This window comes from Rhodococcus sp. NJ-530, from assembly GCF_003860625.1.
Taxonomy (GTDB): Bacteria; Actinomycetota; Actinomycetes; order Mycobacteriales; family Mycobacteriaceae; genus Rhodococcus_F; species Rhodococcus_F qingshengii.
The window spans coordinates 177,895-202,860 of record NZ_CP034154.1; the positions used below are offsets into that span (position 1 = coordinate 177,895).

The window sequence follows — 24,966 nt, forward strand, 5'->3', positions numbered from 1 at the left end:
CAATTCTGCGAGACGCACTTCCGGTCATGCGGCACTCTGCGTCGTGCCACACACCAGAACCACCCACACCACAATCAAAATCATGACCACCACATCCGGCAGTAACTCACTTCTAACCTGGGTCACAATCATCACTCCGACAAAGCCAATTGCAGAGTGCTGCGCGGAGTTCGGCCTCACCGTGCCGTCGATCCTGTTGGTCTTGGCCACTGATCGCGGCCCGTCCACAATGTCCAAACTTCTTGCAGGTCTATCAATTACACAATCCACCGACAAAACGGCTCACATCATCAAGGCCGCAGAACCGTCAATCACCGAATTCGCGATGCAATACCCTGATCAGCTACTCGCTCGCTCCGGAACCGGTCGACCATTCACAGCAGTCGACGACACCGGCGTCCCCTACACAGTGTGGGCCAACCTCACAAAGCTGACTTCGGCTGTCAGCATCACTGATTGAACCCGTCACTCGAGATAACCGCATCACCGAATCGAAGCAGCTGAGTGCGAGTGTTATTTGACAACTTGTCCAAAACGATGATGTCCCCGCCTTCCAGGTGCTGATCGAACGGCACCTCAACGACAGCCCTGACGATATTTCGATAGAAATCCATGATCTTCGCTGTATTGGTTTTCGTCCGGTCGTGCCTCGAATTGACCACCACCACAGCATCATCGAGTAGTCGTTTGTATTTCGGCTTGGCCTCGGCCCGGTCCATCATGCGGTTAGCCGTCCAAGTCGACGACCGAACCCCATCCCCACCCTCGGACACGATCACCACGAGATCCGCATCATCGAGGACAGCTTCCACGACATCGGAAACCATGCCTGCGGCGCAGTCGGTGATCGTCACCTCGTAATGCTCGCGAAGTATCTCGGTCAACCTTACGTAGTCCGTGCTCGTGAAAACAGCCTCCGCCGACGTCGATGCGTCGGCCGCAAGGACGTCCAAGCCACCGGCCACCCGGTTCATGTGAGCTCGCAGATCATCGAGTGTCCGGATCCGCCCGATGCCTTCGACGACGCTACGTACGTTTCCCGCAGGTCTTTTCGACTCGGGAACTCTGTTTCCCAAGTCACCACAGCCGGGTGATGCGTCGACGGCAACGATCGGACCGTTCCGGATCGAAGCCAACAACAGCCCGAGAAGCACGGCGGTTGTCGTCTTCCCTGTCCCGCCGCCCTCGTTGATGAAGGCAATGTTCTTCGGCTCGTTCAGCGGTCGCCGGATTGACTTCGCCAGTGCCACATCGTCGCCGGGGCCAGTCGCTGCGGTGCGGCCACGCAGCATCGTCAGCCATCGCCCGCGACGCTTCTCCGACTTCGGTGAATCCTCTCGGCGACGGGGCTCCGCTGCCGAAACCGGCCGTTGTCCACCAGCCTTCGTCGGATTCCCGGCGCCGGCCGGCCGCAGAGGTCGTCGGACAGCCGTGACCGACGCCGGAGTCGCTGACTCCGCCCACTGAGTGTTGTCCGCCTGCGGCTCAGCCTCTCCGGGCCCAACCTGGTCGTCGAGCGCCCGGTCATCCCACGGGTTGTCGGATCCACCCCCAAACGAATCGTTGCGCCCGGAGCCCGCATTTTCACTCATCGACGTTCACCTCCTGAAAATCGTTCGCCCACCATAGTGACTGTCACTGTTCCGGTGTTCTGGTCAACTGGTCGCGCCACCGCTCGTGAACAGTGTCCGTCCTGCGATCTACCCAGCCAGTTGTGCAGTCTTCGGTCCACTGACGAAGGCGCGATGTCGACTGAGCGCCCATCCACGCAGCCAGACCTACATCACCGTCCCAACCTTGTCTGTTCGTTGTTCCCACGATGATCAACGGCCCCTGGTGACCTGCGATCTGACCGCACAGTTCCTTCCAGGCGGACTGAATCTGATCTGAGCGCCTGGTGGCGACGCCGATGTCATCTATGAGGATCACCGACGCTCCTCGCAACCAAGCCTGCAATCGTCCTCGCAGTTCCCACGGTGCAACGTCACCGCCGAGAAGCGCTTCCTCCGACACAAATCGCACCTGGTCGGCACCAAACTTTTCAGCGACCGCATTGCAGACAGCGAACCCCGCGAAGGTCTTGCCGATTCCTGTGGGTCCGAAGAACATCAGCCCAGCTCGCGCTCGATCATCAAGTTCACAAGCGGCGACCGCTTCGCATGCTGTGCGGCCCCACCGGGTGTTTCGAACGTCCGGGTCACCCAACGTCGCCGCTTCGTAACCTGCAGTCGCATCGAACTCGGCGATCCTGCGCAACAGTCGACCGCGGGCTTGGCCTTCGAGTTCGCGATCCCATGTCTGCTCGTAGTCCTCTCCGCGACAGCGAGTGCATGTGACGTTCGACTGCCAACCAGTCGGTTGACCTGGCATTCCACTCATGCGCAGAACTTCCTCTCCGCACTGGCGACACTTCACCCTGACCACAGTGTTAGCTCTCGTTTTTGCCATCAGATCCCCCGCACGGTCACCGTGGTGGATCCCACGGCCGCGACACTGTCACCCGCGAGCGTATTCGTCTCGTTCACACCTGCCCCAATACCGCTTCGTGTTCGGATCGATCCTGATGCCATGTCCACCATCGCCTTTCGGATCTTCTCGATCGAGGGAAAGTCGTCGCCTTGTACGTAGAATCGTGCGCGTCCGGCGTCAGGTGCGAGTATCCACAAGATGACTGCCTTCACATCTGCCACAGGCACGGAGGCGCCGCCGTCCGATCCCGTCAACACCTCCCAGATCCTGCGATACGTCACCCCCCGAACGGGAACTTCCCCGTTCTTGAGCAGTTTGCCCAGATAGCACGACCAGCCGCGACTCAACTCCTTGATCGCCTCGGCATGTTCCCCACCGTCACGCACAGGGTCGAAACCGGCACCTGCAGTTCGATAGTCGGCGTACAACTTTTGGAATGTTCGTTCGGTTGGCATGCCCTGGATATTCGACTTCCAATGCGGCTTATGCTTCATCGCCCATGAGATCGCCCCGGAAGCTTCCTCGACATCTCGAATTCGAAGCACAGCCATAGCGTTTCGCCGCCACGCTGTCGTCGGGGTCACATCTCCCACCACCCCGTATGTCCGTACGGTGTTTATCACTGCGCTGATCAAACGGTCGATGCCAGCGACTATGACTGCACCGCTCTCGGACTCGGCAAGTCTGAATTCAGCAAGCATCTGCGAGTACGGCCCCGCTTTCGGAGCCCCCGACCGTGTCGGGTGTGGCGCGGGAATCGGCGCTTCTCGGCTTCTCCAATGAGAGGTTGCACAATCGTTGCCGAGTGCCCATTCCAACACTTCGCGGGGATCACTCGCTCCGCTGGCCCCGACAATCGCGGATGCCCACGCATGTCGGTCGCCGTCGATGAGTTTCTTCGGCGACGTTCTGACCCACTCAAGCAATGTTTCGACGCGAGTTTCGTCTGTTTGCCACGTCGATTCTGCGCGGTGTGAATTTCGAGCAGAGTCACCAGCTGCGAGCGCCTCGGCGATTCGGCCGGCCACCGCGTCTGCGAGTCGTTCGATCAATTCCGGTCGAGCCTCGAATGCGGCGACGATCGATGCTGCGAGTTCCGCCTCGTCCAAGTTCGCCATGGTCCCTCCCGGTCGGGCTGAAGTCGTGTTGGTGTTTCCGATCGCCAACGCTAGGAGCACCGTTTCCGGTGTGCGGCACGTACTCGCGCTGCTTACCGGTTCCTCGGACGGCATCCAGGACACACAAAGCCGCCACTGAGCGCCTCGCAGAAGCTGCGCCGAGGCGTACTCGCGGTCCGTGGTCGCATTCCGCCGACAAATGGCCCACAAGGCCTCTCAGCGGCGATTCCACTCGGAACCTATTCATGGCCGCCGTAGAAGTTCATCCGGGGATGCGCTTGCGCATCGGGGTCTCGGCGCGAAGCGGCGAGGTCGTCAACTCGAGCGAAAACCCTCCCCCTGCACCCCCACCGACCGTAGGGAGGTGGGGTTTTGTTGTGGTCTTGTTCGTGCGCGCGCGGACGCGCGCACGTGCGACTATCCAATACCCCAGCGGATACCCTATCCACCACGGCTCTGACCAGCGAGTTTGAATGCGGATACCCTATCCGTTGACCTATCCCTAGGGGTATCCGAAGACAGCGAAATGGATAGGGTATCCCGTGCGGTATCCACAGGTTTTGAAGCTGATACTCGCTCGTCCGGAGGGGAACTTGAAGTCTGGCCTCAACACCTTTAGTGCCCCTACTCCCTGCGGAGCGGACGACATCCAACCGATCAGGCCCCATGCCTTCGTCGACGAAGGCATGGGGCCTGATTTAGGTAAAGGATGGGCTCACATCGCGAACGTGAGTCCCAGCCTTAGTGATTGCTGGCGCGCGGTTGAATCTGAGTCACTTTGCGATGCTTCCCGAGCGCCTGTTGCAGTGGTCGGTGTAGCTCGGCCTGCACTACACACCAGGTCCGCCGGTCGAGTTCTGTCACGGCTAATTCGATCCCGGGCATGTTGCTCAGCGCCGTGACCATGTAGTCGTTCGGCTGGTCTATGTCGCCGTCCATTGCGTCAGCAGGTGGAAGTGCGGATCCCGTGATTTCGGCCCACAGGAGCGATGCACTTTCATGAAGGTTTGCGGCTTTCGTCTTGTCGAGGTCGCAGAGTCTGAGCTGTAGTAGTTGTGTGCCGAATACGAACCGCAAGAATGGGCTGTCGATCTCGTTCTGAAGGGGATACAACCCGGCGCGCAGGTATTTGGGGTTGTTGAAGGCGTACTGGCGAATCCAGGACACGACGAGGATGTAGTACCCATCGCGGGCTATCAGGCCGCGTTTCTCGAGTTGTTCGAGAGTGCGCTCTGCATGGTCCAGGTTCGTGCCGTCGAGGTCTGCCCATTCGTGGCGCATGTACAAGCTGCCAATGGGCGAAGTCGCCTTGCTGGTGGAAATCATGGTGAAGTAGCCGATCTCCGACAGGTTGCAGCCGAGTGCTGCGAGGTCTTTCCAGAAATCCTTGACCATCGGGACGAAGAATCCGGTCCGGCCGCGAGCTCGTGTTGCCTTGGCCGGCGAAGTGTCGTGCCTACGGGCGTCGACCATTTTCGGCACCTTCCTCGGATGTTTCAGTCAAGTGCCAGTCGTCGAAGGTCCCGGTGACCCTCCCCGCCTCGACCAGCTCACTCCATGCCTGTTGGGGGCTCACCACATCCGAGTCCGGCCCCAGTTGGGTGTATCGCAAACGGTCCGGTAGCAGTTCGGTGGCGGCCGTGGCGTCGAAGGTGGTGTCCGGCGAGCATCGGGCTGCGAGTAGGAGTGCTGAGCCTGCGACGGTCAGGGATTGTCGGCGGCTCATGCTGCACCGGTGCCCATTGCGATCTGCGCTCGGGGCCTTACTACGCCGAGGTGTTCGGCGATTTCGTCGACGGTCGCAGTAGAAATCCAGTGTCCCCACGCTGCACGAACGATGGCGGATGTCGACGCCAGTCCCCCACCCTGGTGGGTCAGGAGAAGACCGACAACAGACTCGCAGTGTTTGGAGAGAGTGGTGGTCATTCGACTGGTGTGGGTTTTGTCGGGGCTCGGTAGGTGGGGGGCCAGTACTGCTCGGGCTGCTTCGATGTCAGCAGCGCCGGCGACATCGACCATGGCGGTGATAGTCGCTTCCCCGAGTATCCATCCCAGGGGGCGGTCGGTTCGTTCGGCGACCTCGTCCAGGAGGGCTCGTGCGTCGCGATGCAACCTCAAAGTGATCATGGGCAGTTCCCGTCAGGTGTAGATGTGTTCATCTCCGGTGTAGAGCATGTAAACATGCCCAGTTCCGGTGATGCGGCACATGTATGCGTGACGTGTCACCTCCATCGTCCTGAGCTGGGAAGACGCTGGAAACAGGGTTGGGGCCGTACAAGTGGCTACTTGTACGGCCCCAACTAGGTGGCGATCGGGTCACTCGCTACCGGTTGCGAACTCGCGCGTTCTCTGGGAAGTAGCGGAGCAATCGGTCGGCGTCCTTCTGGTTCTTCGAAATGCGATCGACGGCGAACAGGAGAAGTGCCTGAACGAACGCTGTTTCAGATGCTGTTCCACCGAAGTGCTGCATCCGCGTTGGGTCGGCGATGTGCCAGGCCAACGAGGATTCCGAAACAGCGTCAACGGTGGTCTGCAGCATCGGGAACGTCTTCGTCCTGATGGTGTCTTTCCGCTTGCCTGTCGACCTTCGCGGCGTCGGGGCCGGCGCGTCGTCTGCGGGGTCCTCAAAATCGCCGTAGTCGTTGTCGTCGTCAGGAGTGACCACCGGTGACGCCGCGGGCAGTGGGCTCACCTCGGACTGGGTGTCCTCAGCGGGGTTTGGCACCGACGGTTCTTCGGTGAACGCTGCGAGGCTGGTCCCGCCGGATGCAGCCCGCGCCATCTTGAGTGGGTCACGCCTAGGTCGTTGCGACATCGGTGGTCCCCTTCCTAGTTTTCTTGTCCGGTATTGACTGTCTCAGCGCGACTTTCGAGAGCCGCGTAGATGATGTCCGCGATCTCCTCGGGAAGATCTTCCTTCTCGATTGCGTCGAAAATCGCTTCGAGGCGCTCCGGTGTCACCGCTGCGACGACTGCCAAAGCCACTGCGGCGTAACGGGAGGCGATGTCTGCGTTCTTCAGCTTGCCTGTTACGAGGCGAGAGACAGGAACCATCGACGACCCTGCTTCTGACACGATGGTTCGACGTGGGATCTGCGGATTGAGAACGCCGATTTGCCCCTTGAATCGCTCGTCCATCCACTCCTGCGCTGCTGCGAGGGTCAACGTGTGTTCGGTGGTGCGATCGAGCATCGTCGCAACAACCCCGATACCGTTCACCCGCCGACGGGAAAGACTGCTGAACTTGATCGCAGATTCCACCGTAAGTGTGAGTCCGGAAAGAGCGGCCGATTCGGTCTGCAGCGGGAACACCAGGTGTTCGGAGGCGTACAACGCCAAATAGAGGGTCGACGATGTGCTGGCGGGCGGATCCACGACGATCAGGTCGTAATGCTCACCGATTTCCGATACTGCGAGCGCTTCGAGGAGAGCCTGCTCCGCGTCGGTTCCAGACCTCGATGTCGTCACTTCAAGGCCGCGGTCCGGTGCTGGCAGGATGTGGACCGCACCTCCGGGCAGGAGCGGACCGCCCTGTATCCACGGACGATCGAAGGCAATGTCAGGCTGCCAGTCCACTGGAACTCGGGCCACCTGCTGCGGCCTTGCAGCGCCCACTAGGACGTCGCCGATCGACAACTCCCCTACCGGAGCGACCGTGCCTGTCAGTCGAGACAAGGTGCCGTTGGGGTCAAGATCGATACCGAGAACTTTCAGTCCGAGCCTGGATGCGTCGGAGATGATCTGCGCAGCTAGAGTGCTCTTCCCTACTCCACCTTTGGAGCACAAGGTCGCAACTGTCTTCGCACGGTAGTCGGCGCGGCTTTCGCCTAGATCGGCCATCGCACACCCTCTCTGTAGTGGCCCGCACTCGATGCCTGATTTCAGTGAGGCGACATCGGGTCGAACCGGCTGTTGTGTTGTCACAGCATATAAGCCGTGGTTCCTGTGTACCTATGACTAGGCGTGCAGTACGTGTTGTGTTGCAGGTAGTGCGTTCACTGGGTCTCCGTGTGATCTGGCGATACAAGCTGATCAGTGAGTACCTGACTTGCTGTGTGGCCTGTCCCCTACGGGTACCTAGTGTCAACTTTGATCTTAGTGTCTACATGCTTGGCTGCGTAACCAGTGGAGGCAGTAGAAGCCATATGTGCAGTGCCACAATGGCTGTCTTGCTGGACCGTGTTACATGTGCAAGCTGTGGTGCACAGTGCAGTAACTATAACCCATGGACCATTGTCCGCACAGTACATCCGTGCACCGATGTGTGGCTGTGTAGTGCGGGTAGCCCATCTTCCACAGTCATGACATATGACACGCATAGACAATCAACCATGTGTTACCAGTGCAGCACATATCACCTGCATACAAAGTGTCATGTTGCTCGCACTAACAATGGGTGCATCAAGTGATCAAAAGTGCGTGCTGACTACCCGATTACTCTTGCCCCCAAGTTGTACACAGTCGTGCATTGCAACACGTAGTACACAGATGAACCGTGTTAAACATACAAAACATATTACATGGATATTAAGGCTTACATAGCTCACACATGAAACACAGAATTACCGTGCCGAATGTAATAAAAGTGCCACACGCAATGTCAGTTCTAACCAGACTACACGTATATACACCGTTTACACTGTACATCTGCATACATAGTGTGAGCAATATGCTACTAACCATACAGCTCTGCCAGTAGTCACGCCACACACTGTTGACACGGACTAGCTGCGATACACGTACATACAATACTTTCTTTGACAGTTATCGCAGCTAGATGCATATTTTAGTTCACACAATGAGTCACGTGTTGAAGACTCTCCGCCGCTCTAGGGTTCCAATATTTGCACCTTCGAACCGACATACCTTCACTCTGCGCGCTGTTCCGGGTCAGCACCAGGAAGTCGATAGGGGAGAGTGAGAGATGGATTCTTCGAAAATTGCCCGTTCTTCCGGACCTATTCATGCCCCGGAACTCGGTCCGCGCCCGGACAACGAGGTTACCGTTGAGGTGAAACTCTCAGCAGGAAACCTCATAATCTTCGCCGATCAACTCGCTGGTTCCGCAGTCGACTGAAGTGCGCGCGACGAGAAGAAGCTGACAGCCATCCGGCAGTTGCGAACAATCGAGGCGCTTCATCATTGCCCAATGAGGGGAGTGATGCGATCGTTTCAGGCACCGCATAGGGAATCCACTGTCGAATACCGGCTCCCACTCGTATATCCATTTGTTCTATCCATAGGAGGGTTCGTGTCGTCAGCCTGGCATATCTGCCGCGGACAGGACGGCCACCTCGAGCGCGATCACAGAATCTCGATGGCTAGAGCGTCCTCTTGGATGACACCAGCGCGGACGCCCAATTGCTGTCTCCGAAGCCCTGCCTAGAGCAGCTCTCGTCAGCTCCTCCTTCACGATTCGTACGGCAGACGCGGACGCCAAGGACTGAGGAATCTTCCAGAAGGAGGCCTACGTCCACTTGAGGGGAGGGCGCAGCAGGCACACGTTTGGAGACGGGATGGTGTACCCGCAACTGGTGGGATGGATTCGGCACTGACGAGCGCCGGAGCGGGATCGACCGAATTTTCGAACCAAGTTTGGCGGGCAGTACCTGTGTTGGAGGTCGTCAGATGCACATCCGGCCCCAATCCAGTCAGCCGTTTCCTGAGCGCACTGGCGTCCGATATTCCTGATTCCGAGCCACCTGAAGAGACACTCCGGACGTCAGTCTGACCCCGGGCTGATTTGGCCAATTGTGATCCAGGCCATACGATTTCGCGAATTTGCAACCCTGGGAAATCGTCAAATCGCGGCAATGCGCCCCAGCATCGACGGAGGCTGGACAGACCCCCTCGCCGCGGTAGATACCCAAGAGGGGGCCCGAATGGCTGTCCGTGGCCATCTGGGGGCACTATGCCTGTGACCTGCGGTGATTGGCGCGCAATTTCCCGCCCGCGAGCAAACAGTGGATCGAAAATGGAAAACGGCCAGCTCGTCGTGCTCGAGCTGGCCGCAGGGTCGATTCAGGGGAGGGGAGGGGTGCGCTGTCGATCGGAAGCTTCCGATCCCGGGTTGGTCCGATGCGGACCGGTCAGTCGTGAGGCGCCTTGTCTGATGGGGGAGTGATCAGGAAGAGGCCGACAACACCGCCAACACCTATTGCCAGGATCACGATGGACCACACAGCCGGAATGATCAGCAACAGCACAACACCGATCAGAGCGATGAGCCCGAAAGACAAGTAGCCAATCCCGACGATCTGCGCTTGCTTCTCATTCCGGTACGTAATTCTGGGGCGGTGACTCTCTGGTGGCATTGGTGCTCCTCGGGATGGCTGGATTCGACTCAGGCCTGACGTTACGGACGAGGGTTCCGGTGCATCGCCCTGTCAGCATCGTCGACGCCAGCGCTGTTGACCGATGGAAACGACGCCATCTGTCCTGCGTACACGGGCAGATTGGAGGCTAGTTCGGGGCCGGCTTGGTATCGCAGCCCCAGCGCACGTCGGCGGCATAGTGGCACTGCGATTGACATCGCTGAACGGCGTGGGGAGGCCAGCTTCCAGGGCCTAACGTCCGACAGTTTGCTTGCCAGGCACGATGCGCAGAGTGGGCGACAAGATTGGCAGGCTCAGCCAGCATGAGAAGTACGGTGACCTGCAATTTTGCGCTCTGATTTCGCAGACAACCGTTTCCGGTCTCCGTTGGCCAAGAAGTGGTGAAGTTTCTCGAAATTGGGGGTTCTTTGCCTCACTCACGTTTGACCCGGTGATTTTGCGTTCTGACCAACGATAATATTCATTACCGCAGTCGAGGCCTGAAAGGCCCAGGTGAGCGTCTTTTTCGCCGAAAATGGCCGAAATCCCAGGAACGACCGATTGTCGCCCGGGAGCCCTTACCCCTACCTGCAGGCGATTCGTCGCTCTACGGGGCGCTGACAACGACGCTCAGAGCCTGAACAAGCGGCCTGCACACGCCGACAACACCAGCTGCCCATCTCACGCTGCCGCACTCACGAAAACGCCTTGGTCGACTGTTGCCATGACAGCAAAGCAGCAACGCCAAATCTCCCGCACCGACGGCAGCGAGATCCTCGCTGCATCCAATCTCCGGGCCTGCGACGTTGTCCGGATGAAGGACGCCGACGGCAACGTCACCGAACCGACTGTGAAGGCGGTGAAAGCGATCGACAAGTGGTCTACCGAACTCGACCTACTGGACGAAGCCGGAGCGTCACTGGTGACTGTGCATCTCCGGCCCGAAACGCTGGTGACTGTTGTCCGTCCACACGAACATGTCCTTCGTACGTCGAGCCCGGTGGTAGTCGACGGCTCGGCAACCTTGCAGCCGCTGTTCTACGACCGCGACGCGGTTCCCTTCCCGTTCAGCGAAGGTCATCGGGTTGAGATGGTCAATGTTGCGAATGCTCCGATGCAGTCGGATTCGGACTACGACAAACAAATGAGGATCAACCAGGATGAGATGTCGCTGCTCGTGAACGGGTCCCTTGTGTGGAACGCCGATCACCTGCGCGCCCGAGCAGCCGGGGTCACCACAAGCGAAGGCGGTTTTCTGGTGTTCTATGTGACCGACCGCTCCCGAAATGAGGAGCAGAAGGTGGGGGAGTGGCCCGTTGACCTCAACGATCGTCATGCCGTTGCTCGGTCCGCATTGCACTTGTTCGCCTTGTGCTCGATCTGACCTGCCTCAGCTGGCCCCGATCACTCGATCGGGGCCGATTCATGTCAGGTTGAGTGGGCCAGCAGGACAGTTCAGCCGTGACGGCCGATTGGTGGATTCGACTCGGCGTCCACGGAGGACTCCACTAGTTGAGGTGCGGGCGTGTTGCTTCCGCGATCGCCGCGTAGAGCTGATCGAATACCGGAATGACACGAACGCCAGCGTCGGCACCTGCGATTCCCCTTCGCATTGCTCCGGTTCCAGTCGCGGTTTACGCCGCCTTCACGATGCTCGTGCTCGTCTTCGCTGCGTACTTAGTCTTTGACGGCCTCACGCAACCGATTGCCCTACCGAAAGTCATTGCGGGTGCAATGTACGGAGCCATCGTGATTCCAGGAATCGTGCTGATGGTCGGATACTTTGAAAAGGTCGACCGTCGCACATCGATGCGAAGCGTGTTGCTCTCATCCGGATTTGGCCTACCGCACCCCATCAGGACCCCTCACCGTCCCGTCGAGCCATTGCTACTAGGTGTTGTTGCTCCCCTCGTCCTCGTCTTCGTCTGGTTACGGGTGTTGGATCCTCTGTTGCGTTCTGCCACATCGATTACGCCGGCGATCGTTTCCACTGACCGCATCAACTGGTACACCGGTCTCTCCACGGGTCTGGTGATCGTGTCGATCTCAGCTGGTGTGCTCTGGGAAGAGCTCCTCTTTCGTGGCCCCGGACTGCTGCTCTGGCAGCTCCGTGACAGTGTCGAGAGCCAGACCAGCAGACGCGCGCTGACGATCGTCTCGATCATTGGTGGTGGTCTGCTCTCCACCGTCGCATTCGGCTTCCACCACAGCAATCAAGGCGCATGGAATGTGCTTCTCGGGTGCACGTTCGGTGCACTGTTCTACCCGCTCACGCTGGCAACACGATCGCTGTGGCCCTCGATTGTCGGGCATCTGGTGTGGAATCTGGATGCGTGGGGGATCGTGAACTGGCTCCAATGATCGGTCGGTGAGGTCAGAGGGCACCGCTACGGTTCCAGATATGGATCCGTCAACGATTCCGAACCTCCCCGCCACCACTTCGGCTGGCGGACAGCTCTCTCCCTGGGGGAGAGGGGGCGACGAAGCGAAGGCCCGCGTCGTCGAAGCGGTCAGTCAGTCGCAGGCCTCGACCACAACCCGCGCGTATCGCTCGGATTGGAATCGGTTCGCTCGTTGGTGCGCAGCGAATGAACTCAATGCCTTGCCGGCGGCCTCCGAGACGGTGGCGTCGTACATCGCAGAAGCCGCCTCAGAACCCCGGGAGGGCATGGGTCCGTACTCGCCGACGACTCTGCGCAGGTGGGTGGCGTCGATCAACTTCTTCCACAAGGCCGCGGAGTTGCCGCCGCCGGGCACGAGTCAGTTGGTGGCTTCCACGCTGGCCGGTTTGCAACGCAAAGCTGCGCGCGATCCGAACCGACGTAGCCGACAGCGAGAAGCGTTGCTGCTCGACGACATCGAACACATCCTGGTGACCGCTCGTGAGGGGTGCAGTAGTTGGGTTGACCAGGTTCGTGAACGCCGTGACTCTGCGCTGCTGCTTCTTGGCTTTGCTGGTGCGTTCCGGCGATCAGAGCTCGCGAACCTCGTCCTCGCCGATGGCCGGATGCACCGGGAGGACGGCCTGCATCTCCGTGTGCGGGTATCGAAGTCGGACCAGAGTGGTGTCGGACAGACCAAGGTGGCGCCTTTCGGGCGGGGTCATCATCACCGGTGCCCGGTCTGCGCGTACCGGCGATGGCATCAGGTGGTGTGTGCGTTCGATTCGGGAGGCCGGCCCGCGGTGATCGCGGAGCTGGCACGGACCGAGCCGTTCACTCATCATGTGTGCCGCGACCACGGTGTCTCCCCGGTTGATGGGTTGGCGCCGTTGTTCCGCAAGATCGACAGGCACGGGAACATCAGCGAATCAGGGTTGTCAGGGGCGGCGATTCACAGCGTCATTCGGGTGCGGGCCAGTGCGTCCGGGTTCAGCGATGAGGAGGTGATGATGTTGGGTGGGCATTCGCCTCGCGCTGGGTTCGTCACACAATCGCTGTCGAATGGCGCAAGTACACATTCGATCATGCGTCAGACTGGGCACAAGTCCCCGGCCACGGTTGAAATCTATGCGCGCGAACGCAATCCGGCACAAAACAATGCAGTCATGGATCTCGGGTTCTGACCACTGGACGCCACGGCGACCTACGCCCGCCAATTCCCTCGCGTGGTGCATCTACGAGGGGAATTGGTTGTGCCCACACCGGCATATGCGAATCAGATTTGAATCAGGTCCATGATCATGTGGATGCCGAACGGAGCGCTGAGTAACAGCGCTATCCCGATGAGAGCGGCGACGATAAGTTGTTTGCTCTGGTGGATCTTGAATTTGTTGTAGGCAGCCAAGGACTCTGCATCTCGTCGCGTGTATTCGTCGAGGAGCACTGCATCGGCAGTGTTTGAGGGTCCGCCGTCTCGGAAGATCCGGACCAAGTTGTAGCGGTCCGCCTCGGTGAACCCGAGTGCCACGATGTTTGCGTCCTGGCCGTGCGTTGCGTGATTTGGGACATTCATTGCGCTATTGCCTTTCTGGTCGTGCATCTTCCGAAACGGAGGTTCCGGCGTGGCTGCCTCCTCACGATGCGGGGCCCTGGAGGAGGGTGCGGCACGTGTCCCGCGTAGGAATTGACTCGGCCTTCGAACGATTGACGTCGCACATACATTGTCGAGCACGCTCGGAGCACTCGATCATCGTCAGGCCGGAGACTCCCTGGTTAATTGACGAGACGAGGGCTCCCCGGGCTCCAGACATGAGACGAGCGTTCGGCTGGATACCTACTGATTGAGAGCGGAGCTGTGTAGCCGCTCGAAGAGGAGCGCCTGATTGGATGCGGCCAATGCCAGTGTCGAGTAAACGCTCGCGAGCTGGACATGTTGGGTCGCAACGCCATCTGGGTCACCGCTCCTGATCACCTCTTCGGCGTCTTCGATTTTGTCCATCGCTAGATTCGTAAAACCCTGCACGCCTTTGCCGTCGAGAATTGCCTGGCCTGCAGCGAGATCCAGGATTTCGTTTCGCACGCGGTTTTTCGCTTCTTCGTCCATCGAATATCTCCTCGGTTCTGGTGGGCTGCTGAGTCCGTCACGTGAACCATAGCGATTTCGGCGGCCGCTGTGGCACATCGTGTTACCACAGCGTGAAGGGCAGTCCGGCCTGTTCTGCGAGATGGATTCGACGGTCGATTTCGGCGTTGTCTTCGTTTCGTTCGAGGCCTGCTCGGACAGCGTCAGCGATGGCCCGGGTGCGGCCGGCTGGTCCGCGTACGTCTGCGAGAGGGCTGGCGATGTTGCGGCGGCGGAGTTCGTATTCGCCGCGGTTTGTGCGACGGGTGCCCAGTCGCAGATGAGCCGGGTTTGTACAGCCAGCGAAGTCACACTGATGGCACAGCACGGCGTCGTCCGCGTTGGACCAGCCCAACCGTGGAATTACGCCGTATTCGAGCTGAAATGCGAACAGGTGGGCCGGGACTGTTCCCCGACGCGAGGGGCCTGGCAGGCTTGCTGCGCGGAAGGATCCATAGCCTGTTGATGACACCCCGGAAGTCCATGGCCAGCATTGGTCGTCCAGCCGCCGGTATCTTTTGGACTCGAAGCGAGCCACGATCGCGGGGTTCTCGAACCAGGATCGCCATATCCGTTCCGGGATCCGGACTGGTTGAGGTTCGCCGATCAAAGTCAGTTGGAATGCATGGGGTTCCGGCGCGGGTTCAGGCATCGAGGGAAGTGGCTGTGGTACGTCGTTTCCGAATGTCATCAGCGGTGCACCTCCCGCGGTTTTGGACTGCTACCGGTACCAGCGTAGGCGGCTGGACAGTAATCGCAGACAACCGGGAGCGTTCGCGCACTCGGAACGTGAACTGACATTGCGATCGTCGGCGCCGTTCGGGTACGAGCTGGAGTGACGGTGTGCCACAGCCAATAGGCACGTAGGGAAGAGTTGTATGTGAAATCACCGGGAGAAACTCGGCCGGTTCGTACCAACATCATCGGAGGCTCCATGTCCACTTCCCCTGCCCTGAAACAGATCCCGCAACTCTCGCCGGAAGCACCCCCGGGTGTCGCTGAACTCGTGGGCAAGTTCGACGGGTTCTGGTGGTTCGCCCTCATCGTCGGGATCGCTGCCTTTGCGATCGGCTTCGCGTCCTATCAGGGGCGGATACGCATGACGGTGAGTCAGGAGTTCCCGTTGCTCTTCGGCGGTGCAATTGCCGCTGTCGTCGCAGGCGCTGCACTGATTTGGGGCGCGTAGCAGCGACACAGCCGACCCACGAAAAGCCTAAGCGGTGCCTCGAATAGCTATTCGAGGCACCGCTTTCGTTCTGGTCGCTGCACGTTGTTGTCGTGGCCGTCGACTTCGCCGAGGCAGGCTCGGATATGGGAAGTGGTTGGACAGCCAGCCCCAGGGCCGGCAGGGATGGGCTGGTGTCCACCACGCGGAACTATCAGTCACTGGCGGGGTCTGTCGCACACAGAAATGCCGCAGCCGGAACGCATCACCCGGGGGAGGGCTGACGTTCCGGCTGCGGGGGGAGACCTGCACCCGCTCGGGGGGTTGCGGGTGCAGGTGGCTTTCAGGCCGCGATCTCGCGGCGGTAGCGGTCTACGGCGGCGTGCCAGTCAGTGCCCGCGTCGGCGATCCAACCGGCCACGACAGCACCGTCGAAGGTGCGGGCGACTTCCTGGGTCGACACTTCGAGGAATCCCTCAACGAGGACACGGGGACCGGAAGTGGTGGAACCGTCGGCGAACACGACGAGCATGGCGCCCTCGCCCGCTGCGTTGTGCAATGCGGTCGAGATCATGTTGTCGTCGGTGATGTCGTCAGTGGCGTTCATCGTGTTCTCCTCGGCTCGGCGTTTGCTGTTGGGACAACTCTCTCTGGCGGGGTTCCGGTGTGCGGCACAGTCGAACAGCGCAACCGTCGGGCTCACCTCCGCGTAGGCCGCGACATTTCCACCGGTGAGCGGGCATTCGACGAACGATTCGTAGGTCCGCGTCGACGGACAGGGTTCAGAGCTTCGGCAAGGAAGCGCCGCGCACGATTTGCGGCGGGACCGTGGCGGATACCGTAGGGCCATGCACGATCACGATGAACTCGAACGCGTGGGCATGGTGCTGCCTGTACGCCATCGAGCGCGGTGGTCACTGTTCACGGATTGGTGCATCGGTGTCGGCGCCACCCCTATCCCGGCAGACCGTGAGACGCTGATCGGATTCGTGCGCGCCAATCCGGCGGCGTTGTCGACACAACGGGAACGACTGGCGGCTGTGCGGGCAGCTCATATGCACGCTCAGGTCCCGGTGCCTGCCAAGGCCGATGCGAGGGCCGTGAGAGGCGGTGGCGGTCACGAGTGGCCGTCGAGCGAGGCCGCACAGGTGGTAGCAGCGCTGCCGTCAGCTGGATGGCCGTCGGGATTGTTCGGCCGCCGGGATGCGCTGCTGTTGGTGTTGTCGAAGGCCGCTGGAATGTCCTACGGGCAGATCGAACGGCTGCAACGAAGCCAGGTGCGGGTAGTCAACTCGACGTTGCAGGTTCAGGTTGGCCAGGTGTGGATTCAGGTGCCGGCCAACGATGATCCGCGCGTGTGTCCGGCTGCGGTGTTTCTGCGCTGGGCGCGGTTGTTGGCGTATGTGGACAGGTGGCCTTCGACGGCGGCGGTCGCGGCCGCGCTCGCGAAAGCTCAGCCGATGACCGCGCAGTCGCAAGAGTCGTACGCAGCTTTGCCTCAGGTGGTCCGAGACGGCCCGCTAGTGGTGCCCATCGATCGGTGGGGCGGCCTGGGGATGGGGCGGTGGCGGCAGAGTGCGCGCGCTCGGTGGGGGTTGAGCGCGACGGCGATTGGGGAGATCGTGGCCGCGCACCTATCTGGCAATGGTGGCCGGCACGTGGGGTCGGGCTGGGATGGTTTGCCCCGGATGCCCGAGCTAGAGGACGAGCCGGACAGCCCACCGGTGTCGACGCTCAGTGATGTGGATCCGGCAGTGGGTTGGCACGCGCGGGCGCGGGCGCAAGAACAGTTGGCGAATGTGCGGGAGACGCTGAACGACGTGGAGCGGGAGGCTGAGGCGTTGGCGGCGAGGATCGCAGCGATCCTCGCCGATGACAACGAATAGCGTTCACGCCCTTCGTCGATCAGATCCGCGCTTCGGAGATCAACGTGTTCGAAGTCGATGGGCTCTGATGAAGCTGTAGGCAGAGGCCGTGAGGGCGAGGACTCCCGCGACGAACATGGTTCGGGTGCCGATGACGAAGTCCAGGGCCGCGACAGCAAGCGCTACGACGCCGAAGACGTTGTGGCGGATCACTCCCGCCCTGGTTCGGTGTTCCGTTTCCTGATTCGCGGGCCGGTTGTTCGCTGGATCGGTCACAGTTGGCCGTCACGGATGTGTGGTGTCGTCAACTGTTTTTGGCTGCGAATGACTGCCAGAGCTGCGCGCAGGCTGCGGGCTGCGGCGTCGAGATGGGTGGTGATGTCCTGGTTGGAGGCTTCGCCTGCGAGGAATGTTTCGACTTCGTCCGATGCGGTTGGACCTGAGTACAGGTCTCGGAGCGCTTCGCGAGCATCGCTGATTCCGGCGAGAGAATCGTCGAGGGCGGCGAGCATGGCTCGCAGCTTCTTCTCGACGGCATCAACATCCGCGCCGAGGTTCCGGTTCGGAATGCCTGAGACGGAGTGCAGTGCGGCGCTCACGATGCATCCTCCAGTCGATTGGCGGTGGACGCTGTTCGATCCACCAGGTCCTTGATCCGGTCTGGGCGGTACCCCGCCCAGTGGTCGTTTCCAGCGACGACGACCGGCGCTTGCAGGTATCCCAAACTCATGACGTGTTCGCGGGCTTGAGCGTCTTCGGTGATGTCTATGACGGCGTACTCGATGCCGGCTTTGTCGAGGGCGCGGTAGGTCGCGTTGCACTGAACGCACGCGGGCTTGGTGTACACGGTAACTGTCATGTCATCCCCCTAGGAAGTGAGTCGATCTTGCCACTATTGTATATCGAAATCTATTGTGCTGCAATAACTTTCAAGATTCAAACATGATGCTTTGACTATAAAAGCTTTCCGTTTCACCTGCCTGATGGTTACAACGGTTGTACGGCAACAATTTTCAAGAGAATTTCTGCCTACATGGCAGACCTTGATTCGTCGGGCTGGGCGAGATCTGGCTGCCAGCCTCGGCCACCTCAGCGTGTTCGCCGTGGTCGGCATCCAAGTCGACACGACCAGCGAAGCGGCGATGCGGGTCTTTTGGACTCTTAAAACGGGGACAAAAATTAGCATGTATTAGCAGCTCAGAGATACTGCATAGTATTGCATTCACAGCATGTCCAGACAGTGAATAATCCACAGTGATATCAGGATGACCGCGCACCCTGAAGTATCCGCGGCCGCCGTGAGAATCGTGTAGACACGAACACCCGCTCAATCCGGAAAGCAGTGGGCGGAACCGCCGGACAGGACCGACGCGGAAATCGGCCGGCGACGGAGGTGGATCCGGTGGGCACAGGGGGCGGCGAGTCACCCCTGCGCCCACCGGCGCTCGCGTCACCGGATCAGACGGAGGCAGATCCTGGTGAAGCCTTGTAGACGGCTTCGGTGTGCCGGTCCTGGTAATCGCTGGAGGGGCGCAACCCAGCTGCGATCTCCGCGGTGACCAGACACGCACCGGCCGACTCGACCCACCACATCCGGCGGGCACGGCCCAACTCGTCGACGACCCGTCGCCGATAGTTCGGCCCGCAGACGGTGAACTGCTCCAACGCCGCCAGCCGATCCTCTGCGTTCGGCACGTTCTTCAATGCGTCTCCACGCTGGTTGATGCTTGACATGATGTCCTCCTGGTCGGGAACCGTTGGTATGTCCACTGTCTCGCCGCTCGGCAGGGTGCGCGGCACGTGGCGCGCTAGCGGGTCAGTGCTCGGCGCGAGCTCATTCGGGCGTTGCCGATATCGGCGCGACCTCCCGCGTTGGCTCCGTCCGCGTGGGCGCGGCCGTCCACATTTCGCCGCACCTTGAGTTGCCGGATATTGGGATACTCGAGCCGAAGCGCAGCGGCTGCACGGTCAGCGTCGTTGACGTGCACCAGATCGCTGCCAACGATGTCGTATGCGGCGTCCTTCTCCGCGACCTCGAGCCGGGTGGATACAGCGTGAATGAATCCGAGCATCCACGACCGACGAGCCCTGGACGTCGACGACGCGGAGACGCCTTTAACCTTGGCTGCACCGGCATTCATCTGCACCGAGAGAAGCGCGAACAGCAATTTGAGCCGCTCGATATTTGCGGCGGTGCCGAACACCTTGCGGCGGTCAGACTTACTCACTCGAATCGACGAGCAGTGCAGTGCCCCGGCAAGCGCGTTGAAAAGGAGACCGCGATCGACCTTGTAGGCGCCGGAGATCTCGATTTCGTAGACGATGATCTCGGCAGGGCCGGAACCGCTTACCCGTCGCACTTCGGCCTCGTCGACACCGTATTTGGCGATCAACTCGAACGCCTTCTGGTTGAAGACGTCCGCTTCGGGTGTGCCTGCAACGCTGTCTGCCTGCGCGAGCAGCTTACGAATCCGGTCAATCCTGTCGTCGCTCATTGCGACCTCCCTCGTCCCGTTCGGTTACCTTCTGCGACTACGTTCGCGAACGACCACGGCGACTGCGGCACCTCCGCAACCTCGGTACCGGCCGATCACCAGCAGCAACGACATGAATGCGGCGGACAGGACTCTCGACTGCGGGCGCCCCTGTTTCGGGCCGCATACACCGGAACCGGGCTCGATACGGTGGCCCTTCGATTCACTCGTCATCGAATGAGAGGACTTCCCATGACTGTTCGCCGAGGTTTGGCCCGGGCGACTGCTGTTGCCGCCTCCGCCGCGATCTGCGCTGCCGGGGTTGCCACGATCGCGGCTGGCACCGCGTCCGCCGCCCCTCCGGCCGCTGTTCTGCAGGTCACCGGCACCGACATCGTTCCTGTTCCTGCCGGTCCGTGCTTCGGCACGATTCACGTCGACTTCGAGGTGGTGCCGGGACATCCTGATCAGACAACGGTGAATCTCACACCGAACGGCACCTACGGCTCGATCCCGGGGTGTGAGGTGCCGGTAAACGTGTCGTGGCAGAACGGCATTGCGCCGTTCAATCACGTTGAGTCCACGCTGGCAGCCAACGGCCGGACCAGCACGACCATCACCGCCGGACAGGGTTTGAGTCTGGTCAGTGTCGGGGCCGGCGCGTATCTGGGTGGCCTTCCGAGTTGGGTGTCGAGCGGATACCTGTGGCTGTAGCTGTAGCCGACTCACATGGGAACGGCCGCAACACACCTAATCGTGTTGCGGCCGTTCCCATGTGTGGATGAAACGATACCGCCGGATCGAAGCGATACGTCTGGATCTGGCGTGGTCGCTCAGGCCGCTGCAATCGGCTCCGTGGGCTGCTCAACGGACACGGGGAAGGTGTTGCGTGTGACGGCGTTGGTGAACAGGTGCCGAAGCACGATGTAGTCCGTTTGAACTCTGACGGCGGACTGCGCCAACGGCAACGTCAGGGTGTCGAGGCTTGGTAGCGCGATGGCGATCGGCTTCCTGTTCGATCGCGCCCGAGGAGCGCGCACCAGGGTGGGTGTGGTGACGGCGTCGGTGACGACGACAACCTGATGGGTACGCCGTTCGATGCTGTCGTACGGGCAGAGTACGTATTGCGGAGTCACAGTCTTCTGGAGCGCTTTCAGCCCAGGTAAGACGTTGCGGGAGAAGTCGGTCCAAGTCATGTGGGGGAGCGCGGTCAACGTCATTGAAGATCCTCTGCACTGGTCGGCGATTTGGTCGCCTTCACGATGCCGAAGCTAATTATGTTGTGCGGCAGCCTTTGTCCGTCACGCTATGGTGATGGACCTGGGGCTTGCCAAGCGGACGTCGAGTATTTCAAACACTGCTCGGACAGCTCGCAACCGACCGGGAATCCTGTCGTCAGTCGGTTGCTTGTGTCAGGCCCGTTGATGCTAATGGTGCGTTCTAGTTGTCGTAGAACAGCGAAGAACTCGCCCACTTCTTCTTGGGGGTGGAGGTGACCTGCACTCCGCTGTCGAATTCGAGCGAATCAACCTCATTGCCGTTCACCAAGAATCGGAACGTCAATTCGACTTCTACCGACGTGGCTACCTCCATGTAGTGCTTGTTGAAGTCTGCGTCTTGCACGTCCCAATCAACATCGGAGATCGCGAAGTCAGCCTTATGAATCTGACCGCTGCATGTGACAGTAGCCAGGAAGCGAACTTCGCCGATTTGTGTGTCGCCTTCGTATTTCTCGTGCACATCGATGCCCACAGTGTCGAGACGTGGGTCAACTTCAGTGACGATGACGGGACCTTCGAGGTCCGGAATTGTCAGTTTGAAGGCAGACTCGTGAAAGAAGTCGTCGGAGATATAGTCGGGTAGTTCCATGCCCAGTATGTCGTCGCACGCGCCCGGGATCGCAGCCGTTATCAGCTGTGAGATGTCGTCATACAGCTCAAGGTCGTGATCGTCCTCGGACAGTTCTGCGTGAACGGAGTCCAGCTTGGTCAGAGTCATGGCTTCGGAAATGGTCTTCGCCAGGGCGACCGCATTGGGTGTCGCCGCCTTCAGGTCAGCGATCAGATTCTTGTGCAGCTTCCCCGAGTCATCTCCGCTCCCACAAAAATCGTTGTCATTGGTGATGAACACGATCTCGCTATGCGCCGGCGACGCCACGGCGATGGCCTTCACTGTCCCCCAGATCAGGGCGTCACGGTATCCCTTGTCGGTGGTGTCGAATGGTGGATGCGCGCTCAGGGACCACTCGACCAAAACATCGTGGTCAACAGGTGGGATCGGTGCGATCTTCACACCGTGGTCGGCGAGATTGGTCCTCAGCTCGGCAGTGTGATCCACCCGTGAGATTGTCGGGCGGTCACGCAGTTCGCGGACAGTCGGCACTTCAGGCGGCAATTCCACTCCCGCGGCTGCCAAATCTCGAAGGGCAGTGCTCCACGACTTGATTCCGGCTTTACGGAGTGATTCAGCGGCCGCGAATCTGCGGCGGCCGAACTCCCGAACGACCACCTCCGGGACCACGAGCGTGAATGAAGGCCCAAACTCCCTGACCAGGAACATCTTCTTCCAGGCCACATCGTCCAGTCGCGGCGTCCCGAGGACGATGTTGGTATCGAAAATGAAGATGGTGGACGACGTCGGAGTCATGGAATCAACTCTTCCACACGCGAACCGCCCGCCTCGACGGGCTGTCATGGCGGGCGGTCGCGTGGTCGCTACGGTCCGATGGTCACGTGCGATCGATCAGGAATCGCGGTCCATCGTCGCGTGTGGTTGTGTCACACAGACGCGCGGAGGGGGTGCTTCTGGCAGACGGGCTGGCGAAGGGGTGCAGCTGGTTCCGACGCACCAGCGGGTGCGACTACGGGCGCTGGCTCAGCTGCCTGGTCGGGAGTAGCCACGGATGCAGCACTGGGGTGGACGATTTCGAGTGCTACCGCCGCGCGACTGGCCCAGCCCTTGCGGTCGTAGTCGGGAACCCCACTAGCCTTGGCCAGTGCGTTGAGAAGGATCTCCGTGTGCTCCGGGCTGAGCTCCACGATCTGCCCGTGCTCGTTGGATGTCCCGATCACGACCGGCCCGAAGTAGTAGCGGGTGAGCTGGGGGCGCAACACACGCACGATTGCAGATGCGAGCGGGTTCAGCTGCCCGTCAGCGGTTTCCCTACTGTCGATCCACATCGCGAGGCTGGTGTGCTCGTCGCCAGCGAGGGCGACAACGTCGACCGCAGGGCATCCGATCTCGACGCGTAGGCCGACCTCGGCGGTCTGCCGCCCTACGGTCAAGTCGACTTTGTCCACGTTTGCATCTGTGCCGACCCGAATTGCGTACATAACGTCCTCCAAGATTTTTGGTGCGGTGCATTCTCCGATGGGATCAACATAGATCGACGGCCTCCGGTGCGTGGCACGTACGTCAAACACCGACGGGTTTGCGAGGGCACGTTTCCACTGGTGAGGCTGCGGAAGAGGCCGGACAGGCGGCCTCATGCGACGCACGCACAACTCAGCCCGCTCACCGGCCGTGGGCTGGTAGGCGGGCTGAGTTAGTTGGTCAGACCGACGCGCTGGCCGGCGCCGGGACGGTGAACCCCAATGCCGCTGCCCTGGTTGCGATCCACTGCACGCGGGCCGCCATGGGTATCCCGGCTACCTCCGCCAGACTTCCGAGAACCTTCGACACGTGCTCCGGGCGGAGGTCGACGGTCTCGCCTTCGTCGTTGGACGTCGCGAACAAGGCCGTACCGAAGTAGTACGCCTGCGCGTCTTCTTTGAGTTCACGGGCAATCCCGGACGCGGCGAGGTTCGGAGTGCTGTTGTACATGCCCTCGTCGTCGACCCACATATCGAGGCTGGTGTCGTCATCGCCTGTAAGGCCGACGACGTCGAATACACGGCAGTCGATTTCCGCACGCAGCCCGTCACCGATGCTGCGCCCACCTGCGGTGAGGTCTACTCGGGATACGTTGAACTGGGTGTCGATCTTGATTGCGTCCACGGTGATCTCCTGATCGGTTCGGTTGGTTGCTGAAATCAGCTTGCGTGGAGGCACTTTGGGATGCGGCACCACAAAATCAGGCGATCTGGAGCAGCGTCGCCGGCGTTCACGGCTCCGCAGGCTCTCGACCAGCAACGGGGCGCGGCGGCCAACCGGGCGCTCGGCCGGACAGGATGCAGTTCATCCACTCAACAACGACGCTCGCCGGACAGCGTCTTCACTTGGATCCGAAATCCCAGTACGAGATCTCGAATCCAACACGTTGACCTGCGCAACCTCTACCGATCTGGCATGAAGACACCGATCGTAGAGTCGTTTGGTCGTGTCAGCGTGGTCCCATCGCGGTACGTGATCGTTATCTGATCGGTGGTCGTTGATCCGGTGACCTGCTCAACGGCCCCCACGTTCAGGACATGAGGATTCAGTGCCACCCACATACCCGGAAACACCCTGTCGATACTCGTCAAAATCCATCGACCGTAGACGACGGGCCGAGCTGTGGCGTAGTAGCCCAAAACACCAATCACCAGACTTAGACCCCAACCCGCGGCAATCAGCGCGCGGTCGACGACATCGAGTTCGCCAATCGAAAAGACAATCAGAGCCAGCACAACAGCGGTAACGACTCCAACTGACAAGCCGAAGGCATCGAGATTCTTACGTGGGCGACCGAACACGCTGGGTGCCGGCACGCCAAGATTCAAACGCCAAGGACCGTTTCGTACTACTGAACCCCTCCCCGGTATCGGCAGCTCCAGCGCGCCCAACGCCTCAACGAGCTGCCCCTCCGTGACTGCTTGTTGCATTTCGCATTCGGGGCACACCCACACCAGCGAGGCTGCACGCGCCGCCGACAACTCAATCCCGTCGCGAGGGCACGCCAACGGATCCACAACGAACTCGCTGTTCCACCGATTGAGCGCACCAACAGTGTCTGTGGCCGAGTCCTGATTTCCTGTAGCCATTTGGTTCCCCTTGCTCTCCATTGCCCAAATATGCAAAACCCCAAGCGAATACGCGGCAACGGCGGTGTGCACTCATCGGTCATCGTCGATTCGTGGA

30 protein-coding genes are annotated in these 24,966 nt (G+C 60.4%); 7 read left to right on the forward strand and 23 right to left on the reverse strand.

Going from position 1 to position 24,966, the window contains the following annotated elements; genetic code table 11:
* Positions 1-82: 82 nt before the first annotated feature.
* Positions 83-460: a hypothetical protein gene (locus EHW12_RS31225; RefSeq protein WP_125053086.1), complete on the forward strand. Its 378-nt coding sequence runs from the start codon at positions 83-85 to the stop codon at positions 458-460.
* On the opposite strand, the gene EHW12_RS31230 is transcribed toward EHW12_RS31225, so the two are convergent.
* The 9 genes from EHW12_RS31230 to EHW12_RS31270 form a co-directional block, all read right to left on the reverse strand.
* On the reverse strand, positions 450-1,592 hold the full coding sequence (locus EHW12_RS31230; protein WP_125053088.1) for a hypothetical protein: 1,143 nt from the start codon (positions 1,590-1,592) through the stop codon (positions 450-452). The two genes, EHW12_RS31225 and EHW12_RS31230, sit on opposite strands and share 11 nt — an antisense overlap.
* Before the next feature lie 43 nt (positions 1,593-1,635).
* Positions 1,636-2,379 carry an AAA family ATPase gene (locus tag EHW12_RS31235; RefSeq protein WP_164490653.1) on the reverse strand — a complete coding sequence of 248 codons (744 nt, stop codon included), beginning with the start codon at positions 2,377-2,379 and terminating at the stop codon, positions 1,636-1,638.
* A 68-nt stretch (positions 2,380-2,447) separates the two neighbouring features.
* Entirely contained in the window at positions 2,448-3,587 is a 1,140-nt protein-coding gene (locus EHW12_RS31240) for a hypothetical protein (RefSeq protein WP_125053090.1), read from the reverse strand.
* 741 nt (positions 3,588-4,328) lie between these two features.
* Positions 4,329-5,060 (reverse strand): hypothetical protein, encoded by a 732-nt coding sequence (locus EHW12_RS31245; protein WP_047269159.1) that lies wholly within the window; start codon positions 5,058-5,060, stop codon positions 4,329-4,331.
* Positions 5,044-5,313, reverse strand: coding sequence for a hypothetical protein (locus tag EHW12_RS31250; RefSeq protein ID WP_047269160.1), 270 nt, complete (start codon positions 5,311-5,313; stop codon positions 5,044-5,046). Before EHW12_RS31250 ends, EHW12_RS31245 begins: the two co-directional genes overlap by 17 nt.
* The gene (locus EHW12_RS31255; RefSeq protein WP_047269161.1) at positions 5,310-5,714 is read right to left on the reverse strand and encodes a hypothetical protein; all 405 of its coding nucleotides are present in this window, start codon (positions 5,712-5,714) and stop codon (positions 5,310-5,312) included. The genes EHW12_RS31250 and EHW12_RS31255 overlap by 4 nt, the downstream gene beginning before the upstream one ends.
* 196 nt (positions 5,715-5,910) lie before the next feature.
* The gene (locus EHW12_RS31260) at positions 5,911-6,402 is read right to left on the reverse strand and encodes a hypothetical protein (RefSeq protein ID WP_125053092.1); all 492 of its coding nucleotides are present in this window, start codon (positions 6,400-6,402) and stop codon (positions 5,911-5,913) included.
* A gap of 14 nt (positions 6,403-6,416) precedes the next feature.
* The gene (locus EHW12_RS31265) at positions 6,417-7,427 is read right to left on the reverse strand and encodes a ParA family protein (protein ID WP_047269163.1); all 1,011 of its coding nucleotides are present in this window, start codon (positions 7,425-7,427) and stop codon (positions 6,417-6,419) included.
* A gap of 2,249 nt (positions 7,428-9,676) precedes the next feature.
* Positions 9,677-9,901, reverse strand: a complete 225-nt coding sequence (locus EHW12_RS31270; protein WP_047269165.1) for a hypothetical protein — start codon at positions 9,899-9,901, stop codon at positions 9,677-9,679.
* 724 nt (positions 9,902-10,625) lie between these two features.
* On the opposite strand from EHW12_RS31270, the gene EHW12_RS31275 reads away from it, so the two are divergent.
* The 3 genes from EHW12_RS31275 (at position 10,626) to EHW12_RS31285 (ending at position 13,466) form a co-directional block, all read left to right on the forward strand.
* Positions 10,626-11,285: a hypothetical protein gene (locus EHW12_RS31275; RefSeq protein WP_125053094.1), complete on the forward strand. Its 660-nt coding sequence runs from the start codon at positions 10,626-10,628 to the stop codon at positions 11,283-11,285.
* 185 nt (positions 11,286-11,470) lie between these two features.
* Positions 11,471-12,262 (forward strand): CPBP family intramembrane glutamic endopeptidase, encoded by a 792-nt coding sequence (locus EHW12_RS31280; RefSeq protein WP_125053096.1) that lies wholly within the window; start codon positions 11,471-11,473, stop codon positions 12,260-12,262.
* A gap of 40 nt (positions 12,263-12,302) precedes the next feature.
* Complete coding sequence (locus tag EHW12_RS31285; protein ID WP_125053098.1) at positions 12,303-13,466, forward strand: site-specific integrase; 1,164 nt, start codon at positions 12,303-12,305, stop codon at positions 13,464-13,466.
* 92 nt (positions 13,467-13,558) lie between these two features.
* On the opposite strand, the gene EHW12_RS31290 is transcribed toward EHW12_RS31285, so the two are convergent.
* The 3 genes from EHW12_RS31290 to EHW12_RS31300 all read right to left on the reverse strand — a co-directional run bounded on the left by EHW12_RS31290 (position 13,559) and on the right by EHW12_RS31300 (position 15,095).
* The gene (locus tag EHW12_RS31290) at positions 13,559-13,855 is read right to left on the reverse strand and encodes a hypothetical protein (RefSeq protein WP_125053100.1); all 297 of its coding nucleotides are present in this window, start codon (positions 13,853-13,855) and stop codon (positions 13,559-13,561) included.
* A 261-nt stretch (positions 13,856-14,116) separates the two neighbouring features.
* Positions 14,117-14,386: a hypothetical protein gene (locus tag EHW12_RS31295; RefSeq protein ID WP_125053102.1), complete on the reverse strand. Its 270-nt coding sequence runs from the start codon at positions 14,384-14,386 to the stop codon at positions 14,117-14,119.
* Between the two features lie 82 nt (positions 14,387-14,468).
* Positions 14,469-15,095: an HNH endonuclease gene (locus EHW12_RS31300; RefSeq protein WP_058228453.1), complete on the reverse strand. Its 627-nt coding sequence runs from the start codon at positions 15,093-15,095 to the stop codon at positions 14,469-14,471.
* 243 nt (positions 15,096-15,338) lie between these two features.
* Here EHW12_RS31300 and EHW12_RS31305 point away from each other — a divergent pair, with 243 nt between their 5' ends.
* Positions 15,339-15,590, forward strand: a complete 252-nt coding sequence (locus EHW12_RS31305) for a hypothetical protein (RefSeq protein ID WP_125053104.1) — start codon at positions 15,339-15,341, stop codon at positions 15,588-15,590.
* A 322-nt stretch (positions 15,591-15,912) separates the two neighbouring features.
* Here the strand turns inward: EHW12_RS31305 and EHW12_RS31310 are convergent, their stop codons facing one another.
* Entirely contained in the window at positions 15,913-16,176 is a 264-nt protein-coding gene (locus EHW12_RS31310) for a hypothetical protein (RefSeq protein WP_058228455.1), read from the reverse strand.
* Between the two features lie 241 nt (positions 16,177-16,417).
* Here EHW12_RS31310 and EHW12_RS31315 point away from each other — a divergent pair, with 241 nt between their 5' ends.
* Entirely contained in the window at positions 16,418-17,455 is a 1,038-nt protein-coding gene (locus EHW12_RS31315; RefSeq protein WP_064112231.1) for a hypothetical protein, read from the forward strand.
* Positions 17,456-17,494: 39 nt separating this feature from the next.
* Here the strand turns inward: EHW12_RS31315 and EHW12_RS31320 are convergent, their stop codons facing one another.
* The 5 genes from EHW12_RS31320 to EHW12_RS31340 form a co-directional block, all read right to left on the reverse strand.
* Positions 17,495-17,710, reverse strand: coding sequence for a hypothetical protein (locus tag EHW12_RS31320; protein WP_064112230.1), 216 nt, complete (start codon positions 17,708-17,710; stop codon positions 17,495-17,497).
* Positions 17,707-18,033, reverse strand: coding sequence for a hypothetical protein (locus EHW12_RS31325; protein WP_064112229.1), 327 nt, complete (start codon positions 18,031-18,033; stop codon positions 17,707-17,709). The genes EHW12_RS31320 and EHW12_RS31325 overlap by 4 nt, the downstream gene beginning before the upstream one ends.
* Positions 18,030-18,293 (reverse strand): glutaredoxin-like protein NrdH, encoded by a 264-nt coding sequence (gene nrdH / locus EHW12_RS31330; protein ID WP_047269175.1) that lies wholly within the window; start codon positions 18,291-18,293, stop codon positions 18,030-18,032. The genes EHW12_RS31325 and nrdH overlap by 4 nt, the downstream gene beginning before the upstream one ends.
* Before the next feature lie 599 nt (positions 18,294-18,892).
* The gene (locus EHW12_RS31335; RefSeq protein ID WP_125053106.1) at positions 18,893-19,168 is read right to left on the reverse strand and encodes a hypothetical protein; all 276 of its coding nucleotides are present in this window, start codon (positions 19,166-19,168) and stop codon (positions 18,893-18,895) included.
* Between the two features lie 74 nt (positions 19,169-19,242).
* Positions 19,243-19,929, reverse strand: a complete 687-nt coding sequence (locus tag EHW12_RS31340; protein WP_064112228.1) for a DUF2786 domain-containing protein — start codon at positions 19,927-19,929, stop codon at positions 19,243-19,245.
* A gap of 231 nt (positions 19,930-20,160) precedes the next feature.
* On the opposite strand from EHW12_RS31340, the gene EHW12_RS31345 reads away from it, so the two are divergent.
* Complete coding sequence (locus EHW12_RS31345) at positions 20,161-20,622, forward strand: hypothetical protein (protein ID WP_058228460.1); 462 nt, start codon at positions 20,161-20,163, stop codon at positions 20,620-20,622.
* A gap of 119 nt (positions 20,623-20,741) precedes the next feature.
* Here the strand turns inward: EHW12_RS31345 and EHW12_RS31350 are convergent, their stop codons facing one another.
* From EHW12_RS31350 to EHW12_RS31370, 5 genes are all read right to left on the reverse strand, one after another.
* Positions 20,742-21,128: a hypothetical protein gene (locus tag EHW12_RS31350; protein ID WP_125053108.1), complete on the reverse strand. Its 387-nt coding sequence runs from the start codon at positions 21,126-21,128 to the stop codon at positions 20,742-20,744.
* A 220-nt stretch (positions 21,129-21,348) separates the two neighbouring features.
* Positions 21,349-22,554 (reverse strand): PIN domain-containing protein, encoded by a 1,206-nt coding sequence (locus EHW12_RS31355; RefSeq protein ID WP_064112171.1) that lies wholly within the window; start codon positions 22,552-22,554, stop codon positions 21,349-21,351.
* 131 nt (positions 22,555-22,685) lie between these two features.
* Positions 22,686-23,207 carry a hypothetical protein gene (locus EHW12_RS31360; RefSeq protein ID WP_125053110.1) on the reverse strand — a complete coding sequence of 174 codons (522 nt, stop codon included), beginning with the start codon at positions 23,205-23,207 and terminating at the stop codon, positions 22,686-22,688.
* 253 nt (positions 23,208-23,460) lie between these two features.
* On the reverse strand, positions 23,461-23,904 hold the full coding sequence (locus EHW12_RS31365; protein ID WP_125053112.1) for a DUF3846 domain-containing protein: 444 nt from the start codon (positions 23,902-23,904) through the stop codon (positions 23,461-23,463).
* Between the two features lie 278 nt (positions 23,905-24,182).
* Positions 24,183-24,941 carry a hypothetical protein gene (locus tag EHW12_RS31370; RefSeq protein WP_125053114.1) on the reverse strand — a complete coding sequence of 253 codons (759 nt, stop codon included), beginning with the start codon at positions 24,939-24,941 and terminating at the stop codon, positions 24,183-24,185.
* Positions 24,942-24,966 lie beyond the last annotated feature (25 nt).

What these genes read in the sequence shown, in the direction of transcription:
- EHW12_RS31225 (WP_125053086.1), top strand. Translation starts at nt 83, where the DNA reads ATGACCACCACATCCGGCAGTAACTCACTTCTAACCTGGGTCACAATC.
- EHW12_RS31230 (WP_125053088.1), bottom strand. Translation starts at nt 1,592, where the DNA reads ATGAGTGAAAATGCGGGCTCCGGGCGCAACGATTCGTTTGGGGGTGGA.
- EHW12_RS31235 (WP_164490653.1), bottom strand. Translation starts at nt 2,379, where the DNA reads ATGAGTGGAATGCCAGGTCAACCGACTGGTTGGCAGTCGAACGTCACA.
- EHW12_RS31240 (WP_125053090.1), bottom strand. Translation starts at nt 3,587, where the DNA reads ATGGCGAACTTGGACGAGGCGGAACTCGCAGCATCGATCGTCGCCGCA.
- EHW12_RS31245 (WP_047269159.1), bottom strand. Translation starts at nt 5,060, where the DNA reads ATGGTCGACGCCCGTAGGCACGACACTTCGCCGGCCAAGGCAACACGA.
- EHW12_RS31250 (WP_047269160.1), bottom strand. Translation starts at nt 5,313, where the DNA reads ATGAGCCGCCGACAATCCCTGACCGTCGCAGGCTCAGCACTCCTACTC.
- EHW12_RS31255 (WP_047269161.1), bottom strand. Translation starts at nt 5,714, where the DNA reads ATGATCACTTTGAGGTTGCATCGCGACGCACGAGCCCTCCTGGACGAG.
- EHW12_RS31260 (WP_125053092.1), bottom strand. Translation starts at nt 6,402, where the DNA reads ATGTCGCAACGACCTAGGCGTGACCCACTCAAGATGGCGCGGGCTGCA.
- EHW12_RS31265 (WP_047269163.1), bottom strand. Translation starts at nt 7,427, where the DNA reads ATGGCCGATCTAGGCGAAAGCCGCGCCGACTACCGTGCGAAGACAGTT.
- EHW12_RS31270 (WP_047269165.1), bottom strand. Translation starts at nt 9,901, where the DNA reads ATGCCACCAGAGAGTCACCGCCCCAGAATTACGTACCGGAATGAGAAG.
- EHW12_RS31275 (WP_125053094.1), top strand. Translation starts at nt 10,626, where the DNA reads ATGACAGCAAAGCAGCAACGCCAAATCTCCCGCACCGACGGCAGCGAG.
- EHW12_RS31280 (WP_125053096.1), top strand. Translation starts at nt 11,471, where the DNA reads ATGACACGAACGCCAGCGTCGGCACCTGCGATTCCCCTTCGCATTGCT.
- EHW12_RS31285 (WP_125053098.1), top strand. Translation starts at nt 12,303, where the DNA reads ATGGATCCGTCAACGATTCCGAACCTCCCCGCCACCACTTCGGCTGGC.
- EHW12_RS31290 (WP_125053100.1), bottom strand. Translation starts at nt 13,855, where the DNA reads ATGAATGTCCCAAATCACGCAACGCACGGCCAGGACGCAAACATCGTG.
- EHW12_RS31295 (WP_125053102.1), bottom strand. Translation starts at nt 14,386, where the DNA reads ATGGACGAAGAAGCGAAAAACCGCGTGCGAAACGAAATCCTGGATCTC.
- EHW12_RS31300 (WP_058228453.1), bottom strand. Translation starts at nt 15,095, where the DNA reads ATGACATTCGGAAACGACGTACCACAGCCACTTCCCTCGATGCCTGAA.
- EHW12_RS31305 (WP_125053104.1), top strand. Translation starts at nt 15,339, where the DNA reads ATGTCCACTTCCCCTGCCCTGAAACAGATCCCGCAACTCTCGCCGGAA.
- EHW12_RS31310 (WP_058228455.1), bottom strand. Translation starts at nt 16,176, where the DNA reads ATGAACGCCACTGACGACATCACCGACGACAACATGATCTCGACCGCA.
- EHW12_RS31315 (WP_064112231.1), top strand. Translation starts at nt 16,418, where the DNA reads ATGCACGATCACGATGAACTCGAACGCGTGGGCATGGTGCTGCCTGTA.
- nrdH (WP_047269175.1), bottom strand. Translation starts at nt 18,293, where the DNA reads ATGACAGTTACCGTGTACACCAAGCCCGCGTGCGTTCAGTGCAACGCG.
- EHW12_RS31335 (WP_125053106.1), bottom strand. Translation starts at nt 19,168, where the DNA reads ATGTCAAGCATCAACCAGCGTGGAGACGCATTGAAGAACGTGCCGAAC.
- EHW12_RS31340 (WP_064112228.1), bottom strand. Translation starts at nt 19,929, where the DNA reads ATGAGCGACGACAGGATTGACCGGATTCGTAAGCTGCTCGCGCAGGCA.
- EHW12_RS31345 (WP_058228460.1), top strand. Translation starts at nt 20,161, where the DNA reads ATGACTGTTCGCCGAGGTTTGGCCCGGGCGACTGCTGTTGCCGCCTCC.
- EHW12_RS31350 (WP_125053108.1), bottom strand. Translation starts at nt 21,128, where the DNA reads ATGACGTTGACCGCGCTCCCCCACATGACTTGGACCGACTTCTCCCGC.
- EHW12_RS31355 (WP_064112171.1), bottom strand. Translation starts at nt 22,554, where the DNA reads ATGACTCCGACGTCGTCCACCATCTTCATTTTCGATACCAACATCGTC.